This is a genomic window from Providencia sp. PROV202 (assembly GCF_028479565.1).
In the GTDB taxonomy this organism is placed as follows: Bacteria; Pseudomonadota; Gammaproteobacteria; order Enterobacterales; family Enterobacteriaceae; genus Providencia; species Providencia zhijiangensis.
Window position 1 is genome coordinate 321581 of the sequence record NZ_JAMPNV010000011.1, and the last position, 21948, is coordinate 343528.

The 21948-nt window shown below is 44.5% G+C and carries 18 protein-coding genes and 1 tRNA gene; 16 read left to right on the plus strand and 3 right to left on the minus strand.

The genetic code is table 11. The annotated features are described in order from the left end of the window. Positions 1 to 131: 131 nt before the first annotated feature. Together PR799_RS08955 and rsuA are read right to left on the minus strand one after the other, a co-directional pair. Positions 132 to 1316, minus strand: coding sequence for a Bcr/CflA family multidrug efflux MFS transporter (locus tag PR799_RS08955; protein WP_036953002.1), 1185 nt, complete (start codon positions 1314 to 1316; stop codon positions 132 to 134). A 24-nt stretch (positions 1317 to 1340) separates the two neighbouring features. Then, positions 1341 to 2045: a 16S rRNA pseudouridine(516) synthase RsuA gene (gene rsuA / locus PR799_RS08960; protein WP_154627174.1), complete on the minus strand. Its 705-nt coding sequence runs from the start codon at positions 2043 to 2045 to the stop codon at positions 1341 to 1343. 222 nt (positions 2046 to 2267) lie between these two features. Here rsuA and PR799_RS08965 point away from each other — a divergent pair, with 222 nt between their 5' ends. Together PR799_RS08965 and rplY are read left to right on the plus strand one after the other, a co-directional pair. After that, positions 2268 to 4040 (plus strand): DEAD/DEAH box helicase, encoded by a 1773-nt coding sequence (locus tag PR799_RS08965; RefSeq protein WP_154627206.1) that lies wholly within the window; start codon positions 2268 to 2270, stop codon positions 4038 to 4040. Between the two features lie 209 nt (positions 4041 to 4249). After that, the gene (rplY, locus tag PR799_RS08970; RefSeq protein WP_006660420.1) at positions 4250 to 4531 is read left to right on the plus strand and encodes a 50S ribosomal protein L25; all 282 of its coding nucleotides are present in this window, start codon (positions 4250 to 4252) and stop codon (positions 4529 to 4531) included. Positions 4532 to 4656: 125 nt separating this feature from the next. Here the strand turns inward: rplY and yejK are convergent, their stop codons facing one another. Then, positions 4657 to 5658: a nucleoid-associated protein YejK gene (gene yejK / locus PR799_RS08975; RefSeq protein WP_108477940.1), complete on the minus strand. Its 1002-nt coding sequence runs from the start codon at positions 5656 to 5658 to the stop codon at positions 4657 to 4659. Between the two features lie 238 nt (positions 5659 to 5896). Between yejK and PR799_RS08980 the strand changes: the two genes are divergently transcribed. The 14 genes from PR799_RS08980 to PR799_RS09045 all read left to right on the plus strand — a co-directional run. Then, entirely contained in the window at positions 5897 to 6124 is a 228-nt protein-coding gene (locus PR799_RS08980) for a YejL family protein (protein WP_108477939.1), read from the plus strand. A gap of 21 nt (positions 6125 to 6145) precedes the next feature. Next, complete coding sequence (gene yejM / locus PR799_RS08985; RefSeq protein WP_272521758.1) at positions 6146 to 7861, plus strand: LPS biosynthesis-modulating metalloenzyme YejM; 1716 nt, start codon at positions 6146 to 6148, stop codon at positions 7859 to 7861. 107 nt (positions 7862 to 7968) lie between these two features. Continuing rightward, a tRNA-Pro gene (locus PR799_RS08990) sits at positions 7969 to 8045 on the plus strand. A 141-nt stretch (positions 8046 to 8186) separates the two neighbouring features. After that, on the plus strand, positions 8187 to 8729 hold the full coding sequence (locus tag PR799_RS08995) for a YcxB family protein (RefSeq protein WP_154627176.1): 543 nt from the start codon (positions 8187 to 8189) through the stop codon (positions 8727 to 8729). A 523-nt stretch (positions 8730 to 9252) separates the two neighbouring features. Continuing rightward, positions 9253 to 9750 carry a type VI secretion system contractile sheath small subunit gene (gene tssB / locus PR799_RS09000; protein ID WP_036952987.1) on the plus strand — a complete coding sequence of 166 codons (498 nt, stop codon included), beginning with the start codon at positions 9253 to 9255 and terminating at the stop codon, positions 9748 to 9750. A gap of 19 nt (positions 9751 to 9769) precedes the next feature. Beyond that, the gene (tssC, locus tag PR799_RS09005) at positions 9770 to 11314 is read left to right on the plus strand and encodes a type VI secretion system contractile sheath large subunit (protein WP_272521759.1); all 1545 of its coding nucleotides are present in this window, start codon (positions 9770 to 9772) and stop codon (positions 11312 to 11314) included. A gap of 22 nt (positions 11315 to 11336) precedes the next feature. Next, positions 11337 to 12674 carry a type VI secretion system baseplate subunit TssK gene (gene tssK, locus PR799_RS09010; protein ID WP_154627178.1) on the plus strand — a complete coding sequence of 446 codons (1338 nt, stop codon included), beginning with the start codon at positions 11337 to 11339 and terminating at the stop codon, positions 12672 to 12674. After that, the gene (tssL, locus tag PR799_RS09015) at positions 12671 to 13327 is read left to right on the plus strand and encodes a type VI secretion system protein TssL, short form (protein WP_272521761.1); all 657 of its coding nucleotides are present in this window, start codon (positions 12671 to 12673) and stop codon (positions 13325 to 13327) included. The genes tssK and tssL overlap by 4 nt, the downstream gene beginning before the upstream one ends. Before the next feature lie 2 nt (positions 13328 to 13329). Beyond that, entirely contained in the window at positions 13330 to 15069 is a 1740-nt protein-coding gene (locus tag PR799_RS09020) for an OmpA family protein (RefSeq protein ID WP_154627180.1), read from the plus strand. 2 nt (positions 15070 to 15071) lie between these two features. Beyond that, complete coding sequence (locus PR799_RS09025) at positions 15072 to 15563, plus strand: Hcp family type VI secretion system effector (protein ID WP_006660409.1); 492 nt, start codon at positions 15072 to 15074, stop codon at positions 15561 to 15563. 212 nt (positions 15564 to 15775) lie between these two features. Further along, a complete protein-coding gene (gene tssH / locus PR799_RS09030) occupies positions 15776 to 18439 on the plus strand; it encodes a type VI secretion system ATPase TssH (protein ID WP_272521764.1) in 2664 nt (887 codons plus the stop codon). Beyond that, complete coding sequence (locus PR799_RS09035) at positions 18436 to 20832, plus strand: type VI secretion system Vgr family protein (RefSeq protein WP_272521766.1); 2397 nt, start codon at positions 18436 to 18438, stop codon at positions 20830 to 20832. Before tssH ends, PR799_RS09035 begins: the two co-directional genes overlap by 4 nt. A gap of 10 nt (positions 20833 to 20842) precedes the next feature. Beyond that, positions 20843 to 21712 carry a DUF4123 domain-containing protein gene (locus PR799_RS09040; RefSeq protein WP_272521768.1) on the plus strand — a complete coding sequence of 290 codons (870 nt, stop codon included), beginning with the start codon at positions 20843 to 20845 and terminating at the stop codon, positions 21710 to 21712. Beyond that, positions 21709 to 21948, plus strand: a 240-nt coding sequence (locus PR799_RS09045) for a toxin VasX (protein WP_272521770.1), incomplete at its 3' end; no start/stop codon positions are given. The genes PR799_RS09040 and PR799_RS09045, both read left to right, overlap by 4 nt.

The window sequence follows — 21948 nt, forward strand, 5'->3', positions numbered from 1 at the left end:
ATGTATCACGCAGGTTAATCTATAGGTATTGTGAATAGTGCATTCGTGAGATAAATCAGAATGATATAAGTCATTGAAGGAAACTAATGGATTTATCAGTTTCATCCTTGAAACTGATTCAATAAGGAGTGCTATTTTGCGCGTTTCGCTAAAAGCACAAATAACATGGAAAGTGCCACACAGCCTACCATCGAGCCTACCATCGGCCATGCATTTTTAGCTGGGATCATTGATAACAGCGTTCCCACCAATGCACCAATAGAAAAGCGAATTGTGCCTGCAAGTGAAGAAACTGTTCCTGCAATATGAGGGTAATTATCGAGGATCACTGCCATCGAGTTTGAGGTGATCATGGCAATCCCACTCACATAAATCGCGACGCCAATCACTAATGTCCAGAAATCCATACCCAATGCTGTCGTCGTTAATAACCATATTCCCATAACGAACTGAACAATAATCCCAAAATATAACATTCGCTCAGCGCCAAATTGCCTTACAAATTTGCCGTTAATCGTCGTCATAATAAATAAGAAGACAATATTAATGCCAAAGTAATAGCCAAAATGTTGAGGCGATACCCCATTAAGGTCGATATAGACAAATGACCCTGCATTCAAGAAAGAAAACATACCGGAAAACGAAAATGAGCTGGCCAAAATATAGAACAACACTTGGCGGGCTCTAAATAACGTCGCAAACTGGCGTAATGTAGTTCCGATATGGAATTTTTGTCGCCTTTCAACCGGTAGCGTTTCTCGGATAAATAAACTAACCAGCACCACAGCGATGACAGCTGCAATCGCAATGCTCCAGAAAATGGCATGCCATGAGAACCAGCGCATCATTTCGCCGCCCATGATAGGTGCCATCAACGGTGCAATGGTCATCACTAACACGACGAAAGACATACTTCTGGAAAATTCATCTTTAGTAAACATGTCACGCATTAAGGCGTTGATCACGACGCTGGCTGCGGCTGCCGCAAATCCATGAAGGAAACGCAGCCAGATAAATGTATCGATAGATTCTGCAACAGCACAAGCCGCAGAGGCTAGTGCAAAGACAATCACCCCACCTAAAATGACGGGTTTGCGTCCTAAACTATCCGCCATCGGACCATAAAAAAGCTGACCAATTGCAAAACCAAAAATGTAGCTGTTCAGGGTCATCTGAATGCGCCCTTCATCTACATTAAAGTAACCTGTCATTGCAGGGAAACTCGGTAAATACATATCAATCGCTAATGGCATTAGCATTGATAGCAAACCTAAAATTAAAATCAGCCCCAAATAGGATGAACGCTGTTGTTGCACTTATTAACTCCTGCTATGACATCATTAACGGGGAACCGTAATACTTTCAATCTCTGCTTCCGTCAGTGGGCGGTATTCACCCGGCTCTAACTGCTCATCTAAACGAATTTCCCCCACTCGCTCACGATGCAAACCACACACATGATTTCCGACTGCCGCAAACATTCGTTTAACTTGATGATAGCGCCCTTCACTGATTGTCAGTCGGACATCACGTGGAGAGATAATTTCCAGCTGCGCAGGTTTCGTGAGTGATTTTTCGCCATTTAACATGACGCCTTGTTCAAACTGTGCCGCGACATCATCCGCGATATCTTCACTCAGTTGAACTCGGTAGGTTTTCTCACAATGATGTTTTGGTGAGGTGATGCGATGAGACCACTGACCATCATCCGTTAATAACACTAGCCCAGTCGTATCAATATCTAAGCGACCTGCTGCATGCAGTTTTTGGGCGATGGGCTCATCAATAAAATAGAGAATAGTTGGGTGCGTTGGGTCATCGGTTGAGCAAACATAGCCTTCAGGCTTATTGAGCATAAAATAGCGAGGCCCCGTAACTTGCACTAACACATTGCCATCATAGGCAACTTCATTATCAAGACCCACCTGCATCGAACCTGATTTTACTACTTCATCGTCAACCATGACATTACCAGCACGCAGCTCACGCGCCACCAAACTCCGGCTTATCCCAAGTTGCTGGGACAAAAATTTATCCAGTCGCATAGATTCTCTTAACTTGATGGAATGTCAGCGAGAGGTACAATAGCACCGCGCTGTCATAAGATAGAAAGATGGATTGCTGTGATTACTATCACATAATTTATTATACCAATAACCTGTTACAAGTGATAGCACAGCAAAGGGAACGCTTAAATTTAGACCTAGCCACGGATCTAACTTAAATTTAACATTAATAATCTGACTTTTTTGAAAAAACTAACTCATATGCCTGCAGCCTCATCCCGTTTTACTTTACGCCCTTACCAACAAGAAGCCGTTGACGCGACAATCCAGTACTTTCGACGTCACACTACACCTGCGGTGATTGTGCTCCCGACAGGAGCAGGAAAAAGCTTAGTGATCGCAGAATTAGCGAGGCTGGCTCGTGGGCGCGTATTAGTTTTAGCCCATGTCAAAGAGTTAGTTGAGCAAAACCACGCCAAATATCTAACTTATGGTCTAGAAGCTGATATCTTCGCAGCAGGCCTCAATCGCAAAGAATCCCACAGTAAAGTGGTCTTTGGGAGCGTACAATCGGTAGCGCGTAATCTTGAACACTTTGACGACAAATTCTCTTTAGTTATCATCGATGAATGTCATCGCATCAGCTTAAACGAAGAAAGTCAGTATCAACAAATTATCCTAAGCTTACAAAAGCATAACGCTGCACTGCGCATTTTAGGTTTGACCGCGACTCCCTATCGCCTAGGGCATGGGTGGATTTACCAATACCACTACCACGGAATGGTTAAAGGGGATGAACGCTGTTTTTTCCGTGATTGTATCTATGAATTGCCGCTGCATTACATGATCAAAAACCAATTTTTGGTTCCCCCTGAACGCCTTGATATGCCAGTGCTGCAATATGATTTTAGTCAGGTATCGGTTAACCAATCGGGAATTTTTAGCGAGCAAGAACTCAATTTATCCCTCAAAAAACAGCAGCGAATTACACCAAAAATTGTGACGCAGATTATTGAATATGCCACACCGTTACAAGGATGCATGATTTTTGCCGCTACGGTTGAACATGCTAAAGAGATCCTAAGTTATTTACCTCAAGATACCGCGGCATTAGTCACCGCAGAGACACCATCCCTTGAGCGCCAAAACATCATTCAGCAATTTAAAAACAAGCAATTACATTATCTTGTCAACGTTTCAGTACTGACCACAGGTTTTGATGCGCCACACGTAGACGTAATTGCCATCTTACGTCCAACAGAGTCCATCAGCTTATATCAGCAAATCGTTGGACGTGGCTTACGTTTGAGTGAAGGAAAGAAACAGTGCCTAATTCTGGACTATGCCGGAAATCCTCATGACCTCTTTCGCCCCGAAGTAGGTAGCAGCAAACCCAACTCCACCAGCGTTCCAGTCCAAGTTTTCTGTCCACTGTGTCAATTTGCCAATGTTTTTTGGGGAAAATGTACTGCAGATGGTCAAATTGTCGAGCACTACGGGCGCCGTTGTCAGGGATGGGAAGAAGATGAGCATGGGCGAAAACAACAATGCGAGTTTCGCTTTCGATTTAAACAATGCCCTCATTGCGGTGCTGAAAATGACATTGCCGCACGGCGTTGCCATAAATGCCAAGAAGTCCTTACTGACCCCGATGATATGCTTAAAGCCGCTTTACGGCTTAAAGATGCGCTAATTTTACGCTGCGGGGGAATGGAACTCACTTCAGGCTCGGATGCAAAAGGCGAATGGCTGAAAATCACTTACTATGATGAGGATGGCACGTCGGTGTCTGAGCGTTTTAGACTCACCACCTCCGCTCAAAAACGCGCATTTGAATTCCGATTTTTACGCGAACATCACCGTGCCCCTGGCGTTCCCTTCCATTGGAATAATGCGAACGACATAATTTCACAACAAGCATTATTACGTTACCCGCAATTTATTGTTGCGCGAAAAAAAGAAAGCTACTGGGAGATTAGAGAAAAAATCTTTGATTATCAGGGACGTTTCCGTCTTGCTGCATCATTAAGATAATCAGAAAAAACGCGATTAATGATGAATAAATCATGCCAAGTCAGAAAGATAATGATCTTAATGATTGCCCGCTAGCCGTTTTTTCGTTAAAATGCCGCCCGCCTTTGTATGTCTCGCTTCGCGAAATGATGTTACAGGGCCAAATCTCGAACCTGCTGCTGGGTCGCCTGTAGCAGGATTTTTATTTTTTCTTTTATAGAGAAATTGTAATGTTAACTATCAATGCAATTGAACGTAAAGAGCAGGGTAAGGGTGCGAGCCGCCGCCTGCGCAGAGCTAACCAACTGCCAGCTATCGTTTACGGTGGCAACCAAGAAGCTATCTCTGTTACTCTGAACCACGATGAAATCATTAACCAAGAAAGCAAAGCAGAATTTTACGAAGTTCTGACTCTGGTTATCGATGGTAAAGAAACTAAAGTAAAAGTTCAGGCTGTTCAACGTCACCCATTTAAGCCAAAAGTGACGCACATTGACTTCCTGCGCGCTTAATTAAGCCCATAGCCGAGCTTTAAAGTTTTTTCGGGACGCCGAGTAAATAACGCCGCAATTGCGGCGTTATTTATTTCTAACGTAAGATTTCTAACGTAAGATTTCTATAGAAAATCTATCGTTCACTATTTATTACCGCGACGTTGCAACTGGTCACGTAAATTTGGCGGAGTTCCACGAATAGTCAATGTGTCTGTTACAGGATCCCAGAAAATACGCTCTCCCATTAACATCGCGTCAAAGCTAATCGTAATTCCCCCACCACTACCTGAAAATTTCGTCAACTGCTTTAAAGTACCGCGATCAGCAGGAAAACTCTCTTCCAATTGATAATCATTTTGGCGAGTGAAATCTTCAAAGCTTTGCTCTTCCACCATCGGTAACTCTTTCGAGAGTTCTTTCAACTCAATTTCTTCGCCTGATTGCAATTGCTCACTGCAATAGCTATGGACTTGCTGGCGATAGGCTTGGCGAGTGTTTTTATCCATTTGTGCATTATCACAAAAATCATCCAATGCTTGGACTAACCCTTTATTCTGCACCTTCGCATTCAAACCTTCAGATGCAGCCAAGAAATCCATAAAGAAATCAGATACTTTACGCCCTACTCGCCCTTTAAGGAAAGTCAGATAACGCTTCGATTCTGGATTGGTTTCCCATTCAGTCAAATCAATACGCGCCACAATATCCGCATGAGGAATATCTAAGTAATGAGTCGTACCTAAATCGAGGGATTCGGTCACAAACATGCTATCGCAGCTATTCAGTACGGCAATCAACAGGTATTCCACTGCCAAGTAACGATATTGGCAAAAAAGAACGATGCCGCCTTCAGCAAACGGGTATTTTGCCAGCTCATCTTTTAAACGCACGGTCATTGCGCGGCTAAAGCCTAAAAACTCTTCTTCGCCCTTACGCAGTAACGTTAACGCTTCAGCAAGTTCACTCTCTTCGTTAAACTCACCAAATGCCTTACTTTTTGCACTGTATACACGATGTAATTCTGCCATCATGTCTTGCACAACATTGTCTGTCGTCAATAACGAATCACGCAACATGACTTCTAAGGTCTGTTCATCTCGTTTAATCAACTGGTGTAACGCTATCTGGGTAATTTCCAGACTCATTGTTGGCTCCTTTCGCTAGCAGAAATAATGTCGCGTATTCAAACACTGTTAGTATTTGTCTGCAACTGAAACCGTTAACCGCCATTTTTTTATTACTTTTGTGGCGAACTATTATCCACTTCGGTGATCTAAATAAACATTATTATCAATTAAACGAAAATTTGTTTAAAGAAAGAAGAAAAGTCACCCACAATGGGCTATCATATGGAGCTTTCATTAATTTAGGATGTCATAATTTATGCCACAATCATCTCGCTATAGTGATGAAAAAGTTGAAGGTTTACTGTCTGACCTTGTTAGTGTGTTAGAAAAAAACCATACTCCCGTTGATCTATCATTAATGGTACTTGGTAACATGGTTACCAATCTGCTCAATACGTCTGTCGCCCCTGCTCAGCGTAAAATGATTGCAGAGTCTTTTGCCAATGCATTACTTTCTTCTGTACAAGAAGATAAATCACACTAATTTGGTTGATAAATAAACAGCATGGTCACCCATCAGCGCTACCGTGATAAAGTCTCCAACATGATTGGTTGGGGGCACTGGTTTGCACTTTTTAATATACTACTTTGCCTTTTGCTAAGTAGCAGCTATCTGTTTATTTTTGACTGGCCAGACACCTTCGCTGGTCGCGCTTATGCCTTCGTCAGTTGGTTGGGTCATTTCAGTTTTGTGGTGTTCGCCACTTACTTGCTAATCATCTTTCCACTGACCTTTATCGTTATGTCCCAACGATTGTTGAGGGTTATTTGTGTGGCGCTAGCCACCGCGGGACTCACCTTATTACTCTTTGATATTCGCGTCTTTAGCCAATTTGGCCTCCATCTTACGCCTCAGGTTTGGGATTTAGTGATTAACCCCGCAAAAGGTGAAATGGCACGCGAATGGCAACTGATGTTCATCAGTATCCCCATTATCTTTTTGGTTGAGATGTTATTTGCGACCTGGAGCTGGCAAAAATTACGCAGCTTAAGTCGTCAAACATTTGGGCGCCCACTGGCAGGCCTATTCATCGCAACGTTTGTGATGTCGCATTTAATGTATGCGTGGGCGGATGCCAATTTTTATCGCCCGATCACGATGCAACGCTATAACTACCCGCTGTCTCAACCAATGACAGCGCGTAAACTTCTTGATAAATATGGGCTACTCGACCTGACTGCACATCAAAATCGTGTCTTCCAGCAAGGTAGCCCAACTGCACTGAAACTTCAGTACCCATTGAAGCCACTTAGCTACCAAGACCAAGGTACGGGTTACAATTTACTTTTATTGGTTGTCGATGATTTAGGTAATGTTTCTCAGCAAAACCAAATGAACTCACTGAAAGAGTTCAAAAATATCAGCTCCCAATTTACCAATCACTATACTTCTGGGTTACGTAATGACACCGCCCTATTTGGGCTGTTCTACGGTATCTCCTCAAGTTATATTGATAATATTCTCAATGGACGCCACCCTTCTGTCTTGATTGAAGCTTTACAGCATCAAGGCTATCAGTTTGGTTTATTCTCCACTGATGGGTTTAGCTCACCATTATTCCGACAAGCGATTTTGTCTGATTACTCTTTGCCAACAAAAGCATCGGACAGTGACAAACAAACTATTGCACAGTGGAATTTATGGCTAGATAACGTGAAACATGGCTCTCCTTGGTTCTCATTCTTAAATATCAAGGGAGCGCCGGGAAGTCATCAAACGGATAACCAAATCAGTCAAGTCATTGAGACGTTAAAGAGCCAGAACAAGCTTAACAATACCATTGTGGTGATCACAGCAAACTACAACAGTAACGGTTCGCAAGAGACTGATTGGGTGAATAAGAAACACTTTAACCGTGACAGTATGCAAGTTCCGTTATTTATCTACTGGCCGAATACTCCAGCACAACAAATTGATAAGCTGACTAGCCATCAAGACGTAATGACCACCCTCATGCAGCGTGTGTTACATGTTAATAACCCGCCTGATGATTACAGCCAAGGTGAAGATCTCTTCAGTGCGCAGCGCACTTATCCGTGGGTGATCACTGGCGATAAAAGCGATGTCGTCATTACCACCAACAGCGCGACCATGTATATGGATCATAATGGTCAATTTAATATCTATGACCCACAAGGCAACGAGCAGACTGACGACAAACCAGACCTTGCTGAGCTACTGAAAATCTTCACTGAACTTAAACGCTTCAATGAAAATTAGCGCTTAAATTTCAATCAGTCATATGAATTTGCTCTTGATTTTGCCAATGTTTTGAGTAGTATATTTTTTGCCTAAAGCCCTTGTTGTAAAGGCGTGTATTCATTAATCGGCACGTAGCGCAGCTTGGTAGCGCACGGTCATGGGGTGTCCGGGGTCGGAGGTTCAAATCCTCTCGTGCCGACCAAATTCTCACTCAAGCCAGCCTTTTCGGTTGGCTTTTTGTTATTCAATGTTTCCCTTTCTTTAACCATTATCTGATAGCCAAATTGCATTGCTATCGGAATAATAGCCACTATTCTTTTAACCTTTTATTGAGTTATACAGCATGTCGCTATCCGTCACAGTTGCATTATCACGCCAAGAATTTATCGCCTTTAGCCGCTACTGCCATAAAAATAACTACTTTTTACCCAAAAACCGCAGTTTGCTCACTTATACTCTGCTCTATTTGGCTTTCTTTGCCATCATGGGAGGGGTATTCACCTTGCTCCAGCATTTTGATATCGAGCTTAATATGGGGCAATTTATTGTCGCTGTTCTGATGGCGATATTACTTTATGCCATCTTTGCAATACGTTTGTTTAAAACATTGAACAAAGCGATTCCTGATGCGGATAGCTCGACTTTCTGCACAAAAACATTCACAGCAGATGAGAATGGATTACACATTGAGAGTGCTTATGGTTTATGGCACTACAATTGGAATTCAATGCGTTTTATAAAACAAAATGGAGATACACATTATCTATTTATTGATAGAACTAGCGCCTTTATTTTCCCAAAACGAGCGTTTGATTCACACGAAAACTATCTAAATTTTGTGCAATACCTCACTCAACAAAATTATTTTTTAAATAATCCGGAATAAATCTTAGTAAACCAAATTAATTTAGCATAATCATCCATTATGCTTTATTTTAAATTTTGCGAGTCATTTATATTCACTACACATTTTTTTACACTTTATTTTTAGCTTTAATTAACGATTTATATTAAAAATTAGAAATAACTCCACGAATAGTAGTTCGTCTATATTATCGTCCGATATCACTCCCTTTATGTGTAGAATTATTTATATATTCTAAATTTCTTAAGAATACTCTCTATTTTTACCCTTCTAGATCTCCTGCCAATTATTCACTCACATTCATTGTAAACACACATCAACTATGATTTTAAATGGTTTTTAATTAATTTAATAGCTGCTAATACGTAAAAATACGTTACGTCGTACTCAAACATAAAATCATATCCATTAGAAACCTTGATCTATCAGTCTTAAAATTATATAAAATAGCAAACTGATTTAAGCCAAATTAAAGTTTAAGAATATATTTCATTTACCAATAATTCATATTTAAAGCGAGTAATGCCACTAAAGGACTCCTAAAATGTCAGATAGCTTCCAAAATGAAGTACCGAAGGCTCGGGTTAATATCAAATTAGACTTGCACACGGGTGGTGCGCAGAAAAAAGTGGAATTACCACTTAAATTATTAGCTGTTGGTGACTACAGCAATGGACAAGATAATCGAGCATTATCTGAGCGCGAAAAAGTGAATATCAATAAAAATAACTTTAATAGTGTACTCACTGAATTTGCGCCAACCATTAACCTCACGGTGAAAAACACCCTTGCCGGTGATGGAAGTGAAGAAAGCATCAACCTCTCTTTCAAAAACATGAAAGATTTTGAGCCTGAACAAGTTGCCCGTCAAATTCCTCAACTACGCGCAATGTTAGCTATGCGCAATCTGCTGCGTGACCTGAAATCTAATCTCCTCGATAACGCAACGTTCCGCCGTGAACTGGAAAACATCCTTAAAGATCCAGAGCTCAGTGATGAACTTCGTGAAGAACTAGCACAGCTAGCACCGAAGAAAGATTAATTTGGATTATTAAAGGATTATGCTGATGTCTGTAAAAACTGAATCAACTCAAGGCGCAACAACTGTGCTGGATGACACCTCAAATCAAGGTGTTTACGCTTCTTTGTTCGAAAAAATCAATTTAACGCCAGTCGCATCAATCAGTGATATTAACGCATTCCAAGACAATACAGCCTTGGCAGATACAACGGCTGACGAACGCGTCACTATCGCCGTTCAAGTCTTCCTCGATCGTTTAAAATCATCAGGTCAAAAAGTCGAGCGTTTAGATAGAAACCTGCTCGACCATCATATTGCTGAACTTGATAAGCAAATCAGCCAACAATTGGATGAAGTCATGCACCACCAAGACTTCCAAAAAGTTGAATCCACTTGGCGTGGCTTGAAATTCCTCGTTGACCGCACTGATTTTCGTCAAAACGTCAAAATTGAACTGCTAGATATTGCGAAAGACGATTTACGCCAAGATTTCGAAGATAGCCCAGAAGTCATTCAAAGCGGCCTTTATCACCATACTTACATTGCGGAATATGACACCCCAGGTGGCGAACCTATCGCAGCAATGATTTCTAACTATGAGTTTGACCGTAGCCCGCAAGATATCGCCTTACTGCGTAGCATCTCCAAAGTCTCAGCATCCGCACATATGCCATTTATCGGCTCTGTAGGACCAAAATTCTTCGGTAAAGAGACGATGGAAGAAGTCGCGGCAATCAAAGATATTGGCAACTATTTTGATCGTGCTGAGTACATCAAGTGGAAATCATTCCGTGACTCTGATGATGCTCGATATATCGGCTTAACGATGCCTCGTGTGCTTGGTCGTCTGCCATACGGTCCAGATACCGTACCTGTTCGTAGCTTCAACTACGTTGAAGAAGTTAAAGGCCCAGACCACGAGAAATACCTGTGGACCAACGCTACCTTTGCTTTTGCTGCCAACATGGTGAAAAGCTTTATCAACAATGGCTGGTGCGTACAAATTCGTGGACCTCAAGCCGGTGGTGCTGTTAAAGATCTTCCGATCCACCTGTTTGATTTAGGAACGGGCAGTCAGGTCAAAATTCCATCCGAAGTGATGATCCCTGAAACCCGTGAATTTGAGTTCGCTAATCTTGGATTTATCCCGCTGTCTTACTACAAAAACCGTGATTACTCCTGTTTCTTCTCTGCTAACTCGGCGCAGAAGCCTGCGTTATACGATACGGCTGATGCCACCGCAAACAGCCGTATCAACGCTCGTTTGCCATACATTTTCTTACTGTCCCGTATCGCCCATTACTTGAAGCTGATTCAACGCGAAAACATTGGTACGACCAAAGACAGACGCTTACTTGAATTAGAACTCAACAACTGGGTTCGTGGCTTAGTCACTGAAATGACCGACCCAGGCGATGATTTACAAGCTTCTCACCCGCTGCGTGATGCAAAAGTGGTTGTTGAAGATATCGAAGATAACCCGGGCTTTTTCCGTGTGAAACTGTACGCGGTTCCACACTTCCAAGTCGAAGGTATGGATGTTGATTTATCGCTAGTTTCACAAATGCCTAAAGCAAAAGCCTAACGGTTATTAAAGGTCATTCAGGATGAAAATCTACCGTCCCCTATGGACAGACGGGGCCTTTTTGGCCCCTCAGCAATTTCAACAGCAAGCCCGTTGGGACGGTCATGTTGCTGAAGTGGTCGCACAAATGGGTATCGCCTCCACGTGGGGCGTCATTAGTACCGAGTTTGATGTCAGTGCATTAACGCTCTCTCGCGTAAGCGCCCAAAAAATCGTGGTGCGCTTTCACGATGGCACACTGATTGACACAACCTTAGCTGATGCCCTTCCTCCGGTATTGTCCCTCAATGATTATGCGGATCGCCAGTCATTGGATATCGTTCTGGCATTGCCTTTAATGTTAGCCAATGGCGGAAACTTAGTTCCCGAAACAGGAACCGATCGCCCACGCCGATTTAGCCAAGAATGGGTTAAAGTCCAAGACTTATTAGGGCATGAGCAAACAGACATTGCCGTGTTACGTCACGTGGCAACACTGCGTTTTGCTCATGATGAGAATGAAGCCTATATGACCTGCCCTGTTGCGCGCCTTATTCGCAACGCTCAAGGAATGTGGGAATTTGATAGCCACTTCATTCCTCCCTTACTTTCCTGTCAAGGAAGTGCTGAATTACGAACATTGCTTTCTGAGTTTATGCACCGTTTAGTGGCTAAGCGCCGTCGTTTAATGGCGCTACGTCGCGAAAGTAATGAAAAAATGGCCGACTTTGTGGTCGCTGATGTTTCACTGTTTTGGTTACTGAATTCACTCAATAGTGCCGAACCCGTCCTCAATGAGCTCAGCACGGCATTACATCGTCATCCTGAATTACTCTATCGGGAGCTAGCTCGTTTAGCGGGCAGCTTATTAACTTTTTCCTTAGAGAGTAAGCTGGAAGATATCCCGCTATACAAACATGAGCAGCCAGAGCTCGTTTTTCCACCTCTTTTTGCCTTGTTAAATACACTGCTTGAAGCCAGTTTGCCTTCTCGCGTTATTAGCATTGAATTGGCGAAAGAAGGTCCATTCTGGAAAGGTCAACTCCATGATGGTCGATTACGTGAAGAAGCCGATTTTTACTTATCGGTTCGCTCATCATTGCCTGCTCACTTATTGATCGCCCAATTTCCACTCCTTTGCAAAGCGGGTAGCAGTGATGATGTGGCTGACGTCGTTAATGTGGCACTCAATGGTATTCCATTGAAACCGCTCAGCCATGTCCCAACGGCAGTTCCTCTTCGCTTAGAAAATCAATATTTTGCGCTAGATATTGAAACACCTGCGGGTCAAGCCATGCTCTCTTCTGGGCAATGTGCGTTCTATGTTCCGAGCACGTTAGGTGACATTCAATTAGAGCTGTTTGCGGTACTTCGCTCATGAACAATACAACATCGCACCATACTATCGACATGATCTTCGCCCAAACTTGGCTGATGGTTTGTCAATTACATCAAGGCACCGCCATCACTCAAGGGGATAATTTTTATCGTCGCGTTTGCCAACTCATTGATGAAACACGTCAAAAACTGCTCGAACATGGCTACCCTGAATCCGCCATTGAACATATGCAATACGCTCAATGTGCCCTAATTGATGAATCTGTGATGAATCGCCAACACCAAGATGATGGCTACAACACATGGATCCAATCTCCTTTGCAAGCACGCTACTTCAATACATTAGAAGCGGGAGACAAACTTTGGGATCGCCTACGCAGCATTTTAAATGAAACCGCCCCTAACCCTGATGTTTTGCTCTGTTTTCATCGCGTGCTTACCCTCGGGTTTGTCGGTAAGTTTCGCCAAAAAGAGGCACCAGAGCGTGAGCGCATCGTCGCTCAACTCAATACTCAGCTTCCAGACTATCTGATCGCTTCAGAATTACCTCTCGTCGTAAAACCTAAATTACGGTTTAGCCGTCGCAGACTTTACTGGTTTGGTTGGGTAGGTGGCATCCTAATACTCGCCGCCATGTGGTGGGGATTCAGTGCTTCGCTAGAACATTTACTACAACAGTGGGTGACACAGGGATAGGCATGCAAAATCCAATCAGACAGTGTCTGACGCTTTTTGCTACAGGGCTTTTCTTGTGGCTACTCTGGGGGTTTTGGTCTCTAGGGCAAAGTGTCACCATTTTTGTTTCCGCCTTCGTCATAGTACTGACGGGTGGAATGTTGTTTTGGCAATATAAACAACGACGCCAAGTGTTATCCACTGAACATGATTATACGGGTGCATTTCCGGCTGATAATTATCAGGGACCTGTCATTTTAGTCTGTGGCCAATCTCAAGCACTCTTTCTGGATGACCAATTACACAGAGAAACAAATCAAGGTTGGTATATTCGTGTATCCGCACCCACTGAGCTTGTTAAACTGATTGCCGCATTGGTGGAATATGCCCCTTCACTATCTGGGCACTTATCCTTACTTTACGTTGTATTACCCGAGCAACTTACCCAGCAAGAAGCCCTGACACAAGCGCTACTCAACTGGCGTCGAGCGATTGGGGAAGGCCGTCAAAAAATCGGTGCTAAATTGCCATTTTGGGTAACGGTATACCTTTCTAAACCTCATCATGCTGAGACCACTATGCATGTTGATGATGAACATACCCCTTGGATGACATTACTCAGCCACCAAACTGAATTTCAAGTAGAGCAAGAAGGGGCGATGTCAGTCCCTTACTCCGTGTGGCTACCTACACATTTCGGACAGTCAGAACAAAGCCTGCAATTTTCCCTGTGGCTAGATACCTTACAGAGTTGGTTAAATCAGGTTTTAGTCCCTCAGTTCACAACGCCTCAAGCAGGAGCACCGAAGCAAATCCCTTCCGCATGGGCCATTCAGTGGATTGATATCACGAGTCAACCGAACAATTTATGGCAGCAATTCATCCAAGAAAAAACCACATTGCCATTGCGCTCCTCAGTACAAACAACGGATTTACTCCCTTTACCGGATGTCATGCTACGCCGCTTACATCATGATATTAGCTTAAGCCGAACAGAAAAAAGCCTCGGTGCAATTGGCGTCATTTTTGGGGTTTTCTTAGTGGGTGCTTTAATCGGTAGCTACCACCACAACCAGCAACTCATTCGCCATATTGGTGAAGATATTGCTCGTTTCTCTCAGCTTTCAGAAGTTCCACTCGCACCCAAATTGACCGCTTATCAGCAGCTACAAGATGATGCCGCTGAGCTTGCACGTTGGGAGCGCGAAGGGATCCCAAGCGCTTACTCTTTAGCGTTATATCAAGGTAATCGAATATTGCCTTACTTACATACTCTGCTAGGAAGTTGGGCGCCGTCTCAACCTGAAATCGCCCCTGAAGCGCCAGCTGCACCACCTCAAATCGTCACTTTAGATAGTTTGTCCTTATTCGATGTTGGGCAATACACACTCAAAACGGGTGCAACCAAAGTGTTAGTTGATGCGCTACTCAATATCAAAGCCAAACCTGGCTGGTTAATTATGGTTTCTGGCTATACCGATAACACCGGGAATCCAGAACAAAACCAAAAACTGTCTTTAAAACGCGCAGAGTCTGTCCGTGATTGGATGATCCAAACCAGCGATATCTCGCCAACCTGCTTTGCCGTGCAGGGATACGGGCAAAATAATCCTGTTGCCGACAACAACACCGCTGACGGACGAGCTCGCAATCGCCGCGTAGAAATTCGCCTGATACCGCAAGCTGAAGCTTGTCAGATATTAGGCGTCAACACCGTACCATCGATGGATGGTGGTACACATTCCACACGAAAGGAGAAGTAGTTATGGCTATTCCAGTTTATTTATGGCTGAAAGATGATGGCGGTGCTGAAATTAAAGGTTCTGTCGACGTACAAGACCGTGAAGGCAGCATCGAAGTGGTTGCTCAAGACCATAACCTGTACATCCCAACGGATAACAATACCGGTAAATTAACAGGTACTCGTATCCATACGCCATTCATTTTCGTTAAAGAAATTGATGCTTCAAGCCCTTACCTTTACAAGGCTGTGACCACGGGTCAAACCTTGAAAGAAGCTGAATTCAAATGGTATCGCATTGATGACGCAGGACAAGAAGTCGAATATTTCAACACCAAACTTGAAAACGTCAAAGTCGTGAAAGTCGCTCCAAAAATGCACGACATCAAAGATCCAGGTAAAGAGAAGCACAACCATCTCGAAGAGATTGAGCTGCGCTATGAAAAAATCACTTGGACATACAAAGACGGCAACATCATCCATTCCGATTCTTGGAATGAGCGTGCTACCGCTTAATTAAGACAAGCAGGCGTTTCGGCGTCTGCTTTTTTCTTGCGCCCCTTGCGCAACCTCACTCACACACAACACATTTTGCCATTAAACAAGCTATACGCGCTTTCAACCGCGCATTCCCATCGCGAATATCACCTTATGAACCTCGGTTAACGGTTAGGGGCGGTAGCGTGCCTAAACACATTGATATCCACCAGATTATCTAGGGAGAGAACATGGAAAATTCTTCAGTTATGTTATTGCGTCGCCTAAACCCTTTTTGTGCAAATGCACTAGAGGCAGCCGCTTCCTTGTGCCAAACACGCGCCCATGCTGAGGTGACCATCGAACATTGGTTACTCAAGCTACTTGAGCTAGGAGAAAGTGATATCACTGTGTTAGCGCGCCGCTATGAATGGGATATTTCTGCACTTTGGCAAAGCCTGTTAACAGACATCGACAACCTGCCCCGCTCTATCCATAGCCGCCCATCCCTCTCGAAATCACTCCTAAACTTAATTCAAAACGCATGGGTGATAGCCTCATTGGATGAAGATATCGAGCACATTCGCAGCGTCCATATTCTTGCGGCGATGGTGAAGCAACCCGCTTTAGTTCCGAACGACGCCCTTTGGCCATTAATGACCTTAAGCATCACACAATTACAACGCTTAAGACCGATGCTTGATGCGCAATCCGATGAGCGCCCTGAAGTTCAGCAACTTGCGGCGCATAATCAATCTTTACCGGCGGAAGCGCCGCTTGAGGCTCAATCCTCTAACGAACCCCCTGCACCGAATGTCATCGGTAACACACTGAATGATGCCTTACTGGCAGTGCTGAATAAATTTACGGTGGATGTGACCGAAAAAGCACGTGAAGGTGCGATTGACCCAGTCTTTGGGCGTGATGACGAAATCCGTCAAATGGTGGATATTCTTTCTCGTCGCCGCAAAAACAACCCCATTCTCGTGGGCGAACCGGGTGTTGGGAAAACAGCGTTAGTGGAGGGTTTAGCCTTACGCATCGTTGAAGGTAATGTTCCTGTTAGCCTGCAAACCACATCATTACGCACATTAGATTTAGGGCTACTGCAAGCAGGGGCTGGCGTCAAAGGTGAATTTGAGCAGCGCCTAAAAAACGTGATTGAAGCCGTACAACAATCTCCAACCCCTATTCTATTATTTATCGATGAAGCCCATACCATCATTGGCGCAGGCAACCAAGCGGGTGGCGCTGATGCCGCTAACTTACTCAAACCCGCCCTTGCCCGCGGTGAATTGCGTACGATTGCCGCCACCACTTGGTCTGAATATAAGCAATATTTCGAGCGTGACGCCGCTTTAGAACGCCGCTTCCAAGTCGTCAAAGTCGATGAGCCGGATGACGAAAAAGCCTGTTTAATGCTGCGTGGACTAAAACCACGCTACGCAAAATATCATGGTGTTCACATTACCGATGATGCGGTCAAAGCCGCCGTCACCTTATCTCGCCGTTACTTGACCGGTCGTCAACTCCCCGATAAAGCCGTGGATTTGCTCGATACCGCCAGCGCCCGTATCCGCATGAGCCTCGATACGCTCCCTGAAGAACTGACTCGTTTAAAAGCCAAGCGCAATGCATTAGAACTTGAACAGCAAGCGATTCTTGATGATTTGGCGATTGGCAACACCACCAACCAATCCCTGCTGAGCGAATTAGTCACTCAAGATGCGCAATTAGCCCTGCAAATGGCGGAACTGGAACAGCGTTTTGAGCAAGAAAAAACCCTTATCAGCGAGCTCTTAGAACAGCGACGTCAATCCCAAGATGTCAGCAATACCCAATCACAGTTAGAACGCGTTCAGCAAAGTGAACCACTGATCACCCCCGATGTGGATGTCAGAACCGTGGCTACTGTCATCGCCGACTGGACAGGTGTGCCATTATCCAGCCTATTAAAAGACGAACAAACCGAACTGTTGGAGTTAGAAGACTCGCTAGGTAAACGCGTTGTGGGTCAAGAAAGCCCATTACTGGGGCTTGGGCAACGACTGCGTGCTGCTCGCACGGGTCTCGCCTCAGAAAATGGCCCTCAAGGGGTATTTTTATTAGTCGGTCCAAGCGGAATCGGTAAAACTGAAACTGCATTGGCCTTGGCTGATGTGCTGTTTGGTGGCGAAAAATCCTTAATCACCATCAACATGTCCGAATATCAAGAAGCCCACACCGTCAGCCAATTAAAAGGCTCGCCTCCAGGTTATGTGGGTTATGGTCAAGGCGGGATTTTAACGGAAGCCGTTCGCAAGCGCCCTTATAGCGTCGTGTTACTTGATGAGGTGGAAAAAGCTCACCGCGATGTCCTCAACCTGTTTTATCAAGTCTTCGACCGTGGATTTATGCGCGATGGCGAAGGTCGTGAAATTGATTTTCGCAATACCGTGATCTTAATGACAGCCAACTTGGGCAGCGACTTGCTTATGCAGCAACTCGAAGAGTTCCCTGAGTCTACCGACGGCGAGTTACAAGAACTGCTGCGCCCAACCTTGCGCGACCACTTCCAACCCGCTTTACTCGCCCGCTTCCAAACACTGATTTATCGCCCATTAGGCCCTGTGGCACTGCGCCAAATTGTTGAAATGAAACTGGGTAGCGTCATTAAGCGTCTCTACACCCACTACAAGCTTGAGGGCATTATCGAAGAAACGCTGTATGACACGCTCGTGAGCGCCTGTTTATTACCCGACACCGGTGCCCGCAATATTGACAGCCTACTGAATCAGCAGATTTTACCGGTACTGAGCCAGCAACTACTCATGCGCCAAGCCAACCACCAGCAAGCACAAAGCCTGACGTTGGGTTACAGCGAAGAAGACGGGATCACCCTGAGTTTCAGTGAGATTGAGGAGATAACTCCATGAGCCTACTCGATACAGCCAAAAACCTCCTTCAAGGTCAAAACCGCTATCGCCTAGAAGTGCAAGGCTGCTCAGATTTACTGGACGTTGAACATTTTACCGGGCGTGAAGCCGCTAGCGAACCCTATCGCTATCAAATTACGTTTACCTGTTCCACCCAGGATCTTTCTGCTCAACAATTATTGCGCCGTAATGCCAGCCTGACCTTTTGTGTACCGATAAATAACCTTATGGGACTCGCTACTCAGCCGAGCGTTGCCAAGCGCGTTCATGGCGTGGTGACGGATTTCCGCCGTCTCTCTGGCTCTGCGGATGAAGCGCGCTACCAGTTAGTTATCGAGCCTTTTTTTGCGCTACTGCGCCATCAAATTCGCAGCCACCGTTTCTTTATCAACCAATCCATCCCTGATGTGGTTGAACAAATTCTGCGTGAACATAATTTCAAAGGCTGGGAGTTCGAATTTCATCTCGACAAAGCGTACCCAAAGCGCGAACAAATCAACCAAATTAACGAAAGCGACCGCCAATTTATTGAACGTTTACTCAGTGAAGTGGGTATTTTTTATCGCTTTGGTTTACAAAATGAAACCCAAACTGAGGTACTCCACTTTACAGACAGCCAACGAGGCTATGTGTATGACAAAACGCTGCCACTCAATAGCCCATCTGGGCTGAGCGATAACCATGTTGACAGTGTTTGGGGATTATCTTTGCGCCATCAAGTGGTTGAAAGCACTGTTTTTGCCAAAGACTATAACCACCGACTGGCGGAAGATACGTTGATTTCCGCCGTCGCGGATATGACGCGCGGTGATGGCGAAAAAACCAACTACGGCGATGTTTACCACTATAAAGGTCGTCACCTAACCCGAGGGGACAAAATTCGCCCTGAAACTGAAACCGCTAACTTCTGGGCAAGACTCGATCACGAGCGCTTTTTAGCCCGTCAGACTTTGCTGCGCGGAGAAAGTAGCGCTGCGGATCTTACTCCTCTATTAGTATTAAGTATTCAAGATAACCCGCTCAGTTCGACGTTGCCCAGCGTATTCAAATCGCCAATTCTAATTACTCGCCTACGCTTTACCGCCAGCCGAGATAAAGCACTAACCGTCCGTTTTGACGCCGTGCCATACACGGAATCACTGTGCTGGCGCCCTGCTCTAAAACCACGCCCAGTCATTGCGGGAACATTAATGGCGCGCGTCACCAGCGCAAAAGACCACGATATTTATGCCCACCAAAATGAACACGGCTTTTATTGGGTCAAATTCGACTCAGATCGTGATAATAAAACCAAGGGCTATGAAAGTATGCCCGTACGTTTGGCAAAACCTTATGCCGGCGATACTTACGGAATGCATTTCCCACTGATTCAAGGCACTGAAGTCGCTATCGCCTTCCATGAAGGCGATCCAGACCGTCCTTATATCGCCCACGCACTGCATGATTCCCGCCATCCCGACCACGTGACGGATAAAAATAACACCCGCAATGTGATCCGCACGCCTGCGAATAACAAACTGCGCATGGAGGATAAACGCGGGCAAGAGCATATTAAGCTCAGCACCGAGTATGGCGGAAAAACCCAGTTAAACCTGGGGCATTTGGTCAACGCCGAACGCGAACAACGCGGTGACGGTTTTGAGCTACGTACTGACAGCTGGGGCGCGATTCGCGCGGGTAAAGGGTTGTTAATAAGTACTCATGAGCAAGAAAAAGCGAACGAGCAACAACTCAATATAGATGAAATTAAACGCCAACTTTCTGATGCATTATCCATGGCTGAATCTCTCTCAACAATATTAGAGAAAGCGGAGGTTGAGCCTTTAGATAATCAAACGCAAGAGACCTTTTTACATGGCAATATTACGCAATTACAAGAACCCGTGATCCTTGCAGGGGCTCCCGGCGGTATTGCAGTATCCACCCCCAAACATATTCAGCACAGTAGTAATGGCAATCAAATCTACACAGCGGCAGGTAACACAGAAATATCATCACTCAAACGTATGGTTTTATTTGCCAAGAAAAAGATGGTGCTATTCGCCCATGAATTAGGAATGAAATTAGTGAGTGCGGCAGGCAAGATAGAAATTCAAGCTCAAACAGGTGAAGTCGACATCATTGCACAAAAAGGGCTGAATATTACTAGTACCAATGATGAAATTATCATCAGTGCGAAGAAAAAAATCACCTTACAAAGTGGAGGCTCATATTTCACGCTTGAAGGTGGCAAACTTGAGCATGGAACCTCTGGCGATTTTATCGTGAAAAGTGCCAACCTGAACTATATTGATGCGGCAACCCTCAACATACCCTACCCTAATTTTACTGCTTGTGAATCGGTGGCTTCTGAGGCCGCACGCGATGGTTCAGCGACTATCCCGCTAGGTTAAGGAAAACAATATGCCATTATATCAATCACCACATAAAGCTTTAGGGGAACATCAATACGCCATTATTGACAAAATGTTGTCACCGGAACTGATTGACCCATACCCTACGTTAGATATTGTTTCAGTACATTTGCAACCGCAAGCACATTTATACCCAGCACTGCTGAGTGTGAATACGCTACCCGCAGAGGACTGGAGTCGATTTACCACAGAATTAAATCAGCAAGAATCATACACATCCCCACCACGCTGCCAGCTCCTCATCGAAAGTGAATTACCCGCAAAAGCGTTGTGTGATGAATTGGCTCGCGCCCTTTTGCTTACTGATACCAAACAACGAAGCTGGCTATTACGCTATTATGACCCCCGCGTATTATTCCACTTATCTTGGATGCTTACACCTTGGCAACTAAAAACGGTATTAAAAGCCCATGCGGCACCGTCATGGACTTATTGGTTAGAAAACCAGTGGCACACACTGCATTTCTCAGACGCTATCCATTACCAAAAAAATGATCCTACCGATTTACCCATTGATAAAATTAATCGAATTGGCTTAATTAATCAGCTACTACATAAATTACCACAGATCGCTTTATGGGAAGAGCGTGTGACAACAAGCCAAAATATTGATGTCTCACTACAACAAGCGGCAATGTGTGGTTTGGTTGATGCTCAAGATGTACTGACCTTTGCATGGCAGGCATTAACCTATCATTGCCTGTTCTGGCAACACATCGATATTCAAGCATTATTGTATAAAGCAAAAGTCAACCCAGGTTATTACGACCGGGCGACCCGTGGTTGGGATAAACACGATTGGGAAAAAATTCAATCCACCACGCCACCATGGATATTACATAAAGGAATACATTCATGAACCAAACGAACACTCGACAAGGTTGTAAATTTTGCACCCGCAAAGGTCTCCCAATTTTACCCGTTCGTCCTGCCATTATGTCTCAACACGATATTCTGCCAGTCATACCTGAGTCTATTCAAATGCCAGTTCCTGCCCAAGGGGAAACCGCCTACACTTTGCGTCTGATGCGTTCAGGGTACCTGAATATTTGGGATGAATTTGGCAAGGCATGGATTAATTACTTTGTCACAGAG

Excerpts from the sequence above, each read along its gene's own strand:
- rsuA (WP_154627174.1), bottom strand. The coding sequence starts at position 2,045 with ATGCGACTGGATAAATTTTTGTCCCAGCAACTTGGGATAAGCCGGAGT.
- PR799_RS08965 (WP_154627206.1), top strand. The coding sequence starts at position 2,268 with ATGCCTGCAGCCTCATCCCGTTTTACTTTACGCCCTTACCAACAAGAA.
- rplY (WP_006660420.1), top strand. The coding sequence starts at position 4,250 with ATGTTAACTATCAATGCAATTGAACGTAAAGAGCAGGGTAAGGGTGCG.
- yejK (WP_108477940.1), bottom strand. The coding sequence starts at position 5,658 with ATGAGTCTGGAAATTACCCAGATAGCGTTACACCAGTTGATTAAACGA.
- PR799_RS08980 (WP_108477939.1), top strand. The coding sequence starts at position 5,897 with ATGCCACAATCATCTCGCTATAGTGATGAAAAAGTTGAAGGTTTACTG.
- yejM (WP_272521758.1), top strand. The coding sequence starts at position 6,146 with ATGGTCACCCATCAGCGCTACCGTGATAAAGTCTCCAACATGATTGGT.
- PR799_RS08995 (WP_154627176.1), top strand. The coding sequence starts at position 8,187 with ATGTCGCTATCCGTCACAGTTGCATTATCACGCCAAGAATTTATCGCC.
- tssB (WP_036952987.1), top strand. The coding sequence starts at position 9,253 with ATGTCAGATAGCTTCCAAAATGAAGTACCGAAGGCTCGGGTTAATATC.
- tssC (WP_272521759.1), top strand. The coding sequence starts at position 9,770 with ATGCTGATGTCTGTAAAAACTGAATCAACTCAAGGCGCAACAACTGTG.
- tssK (WP_154627178.1), top strand. The coding sequence starts at position 11,337 with ATGAAAATCTACCGTCCCCTATGGACAGACGGGGCCTTTTTGGCCCCT.
- tssL (WP_272521761.1), top strand. The coding sequence starts at position 12,671 with ATGAACAATACAACATCGCACCATACTATCGACATGATCTTCGCCCAA.
- PR799_RS09020 (WP_154627180.1), top strand. The coding sequence starts at position 13,330 with ATGCAAAATCCAATCAGACAGTGTCTGACGCTTTTTGCTACAGGGCTT.
- PR799_RS09025 (WP_006660409.1), top strand. The coding sequence starts at position 15,072 with ATGGCTATTCCAGTTTATTTATGGCTGAAAGATGATGGCGGTGCTGAA.
- tssH (WP_272521764.1), top strand. The coding sequence starts at position 15,776 with ATGGAAAATTCTTCAGTTATGTTATTGCGTCGCCTAAACCCTTTTTGT.
- PR799_RS09035 (WP_272521766.1), top strand. The coding sequence starts at position 18,436 with ATGAGCCTACTCGATACAGCCAAAAACCTCCTTCAAGGTCAAAACCGC.
- PR799_RS09040 (WP_272521768.1), top strand. The coding sequence starts at position 20,843 with ATGCCATTATATCAATCACCACATAAAGCTTTAGGGGAACATCAATAC.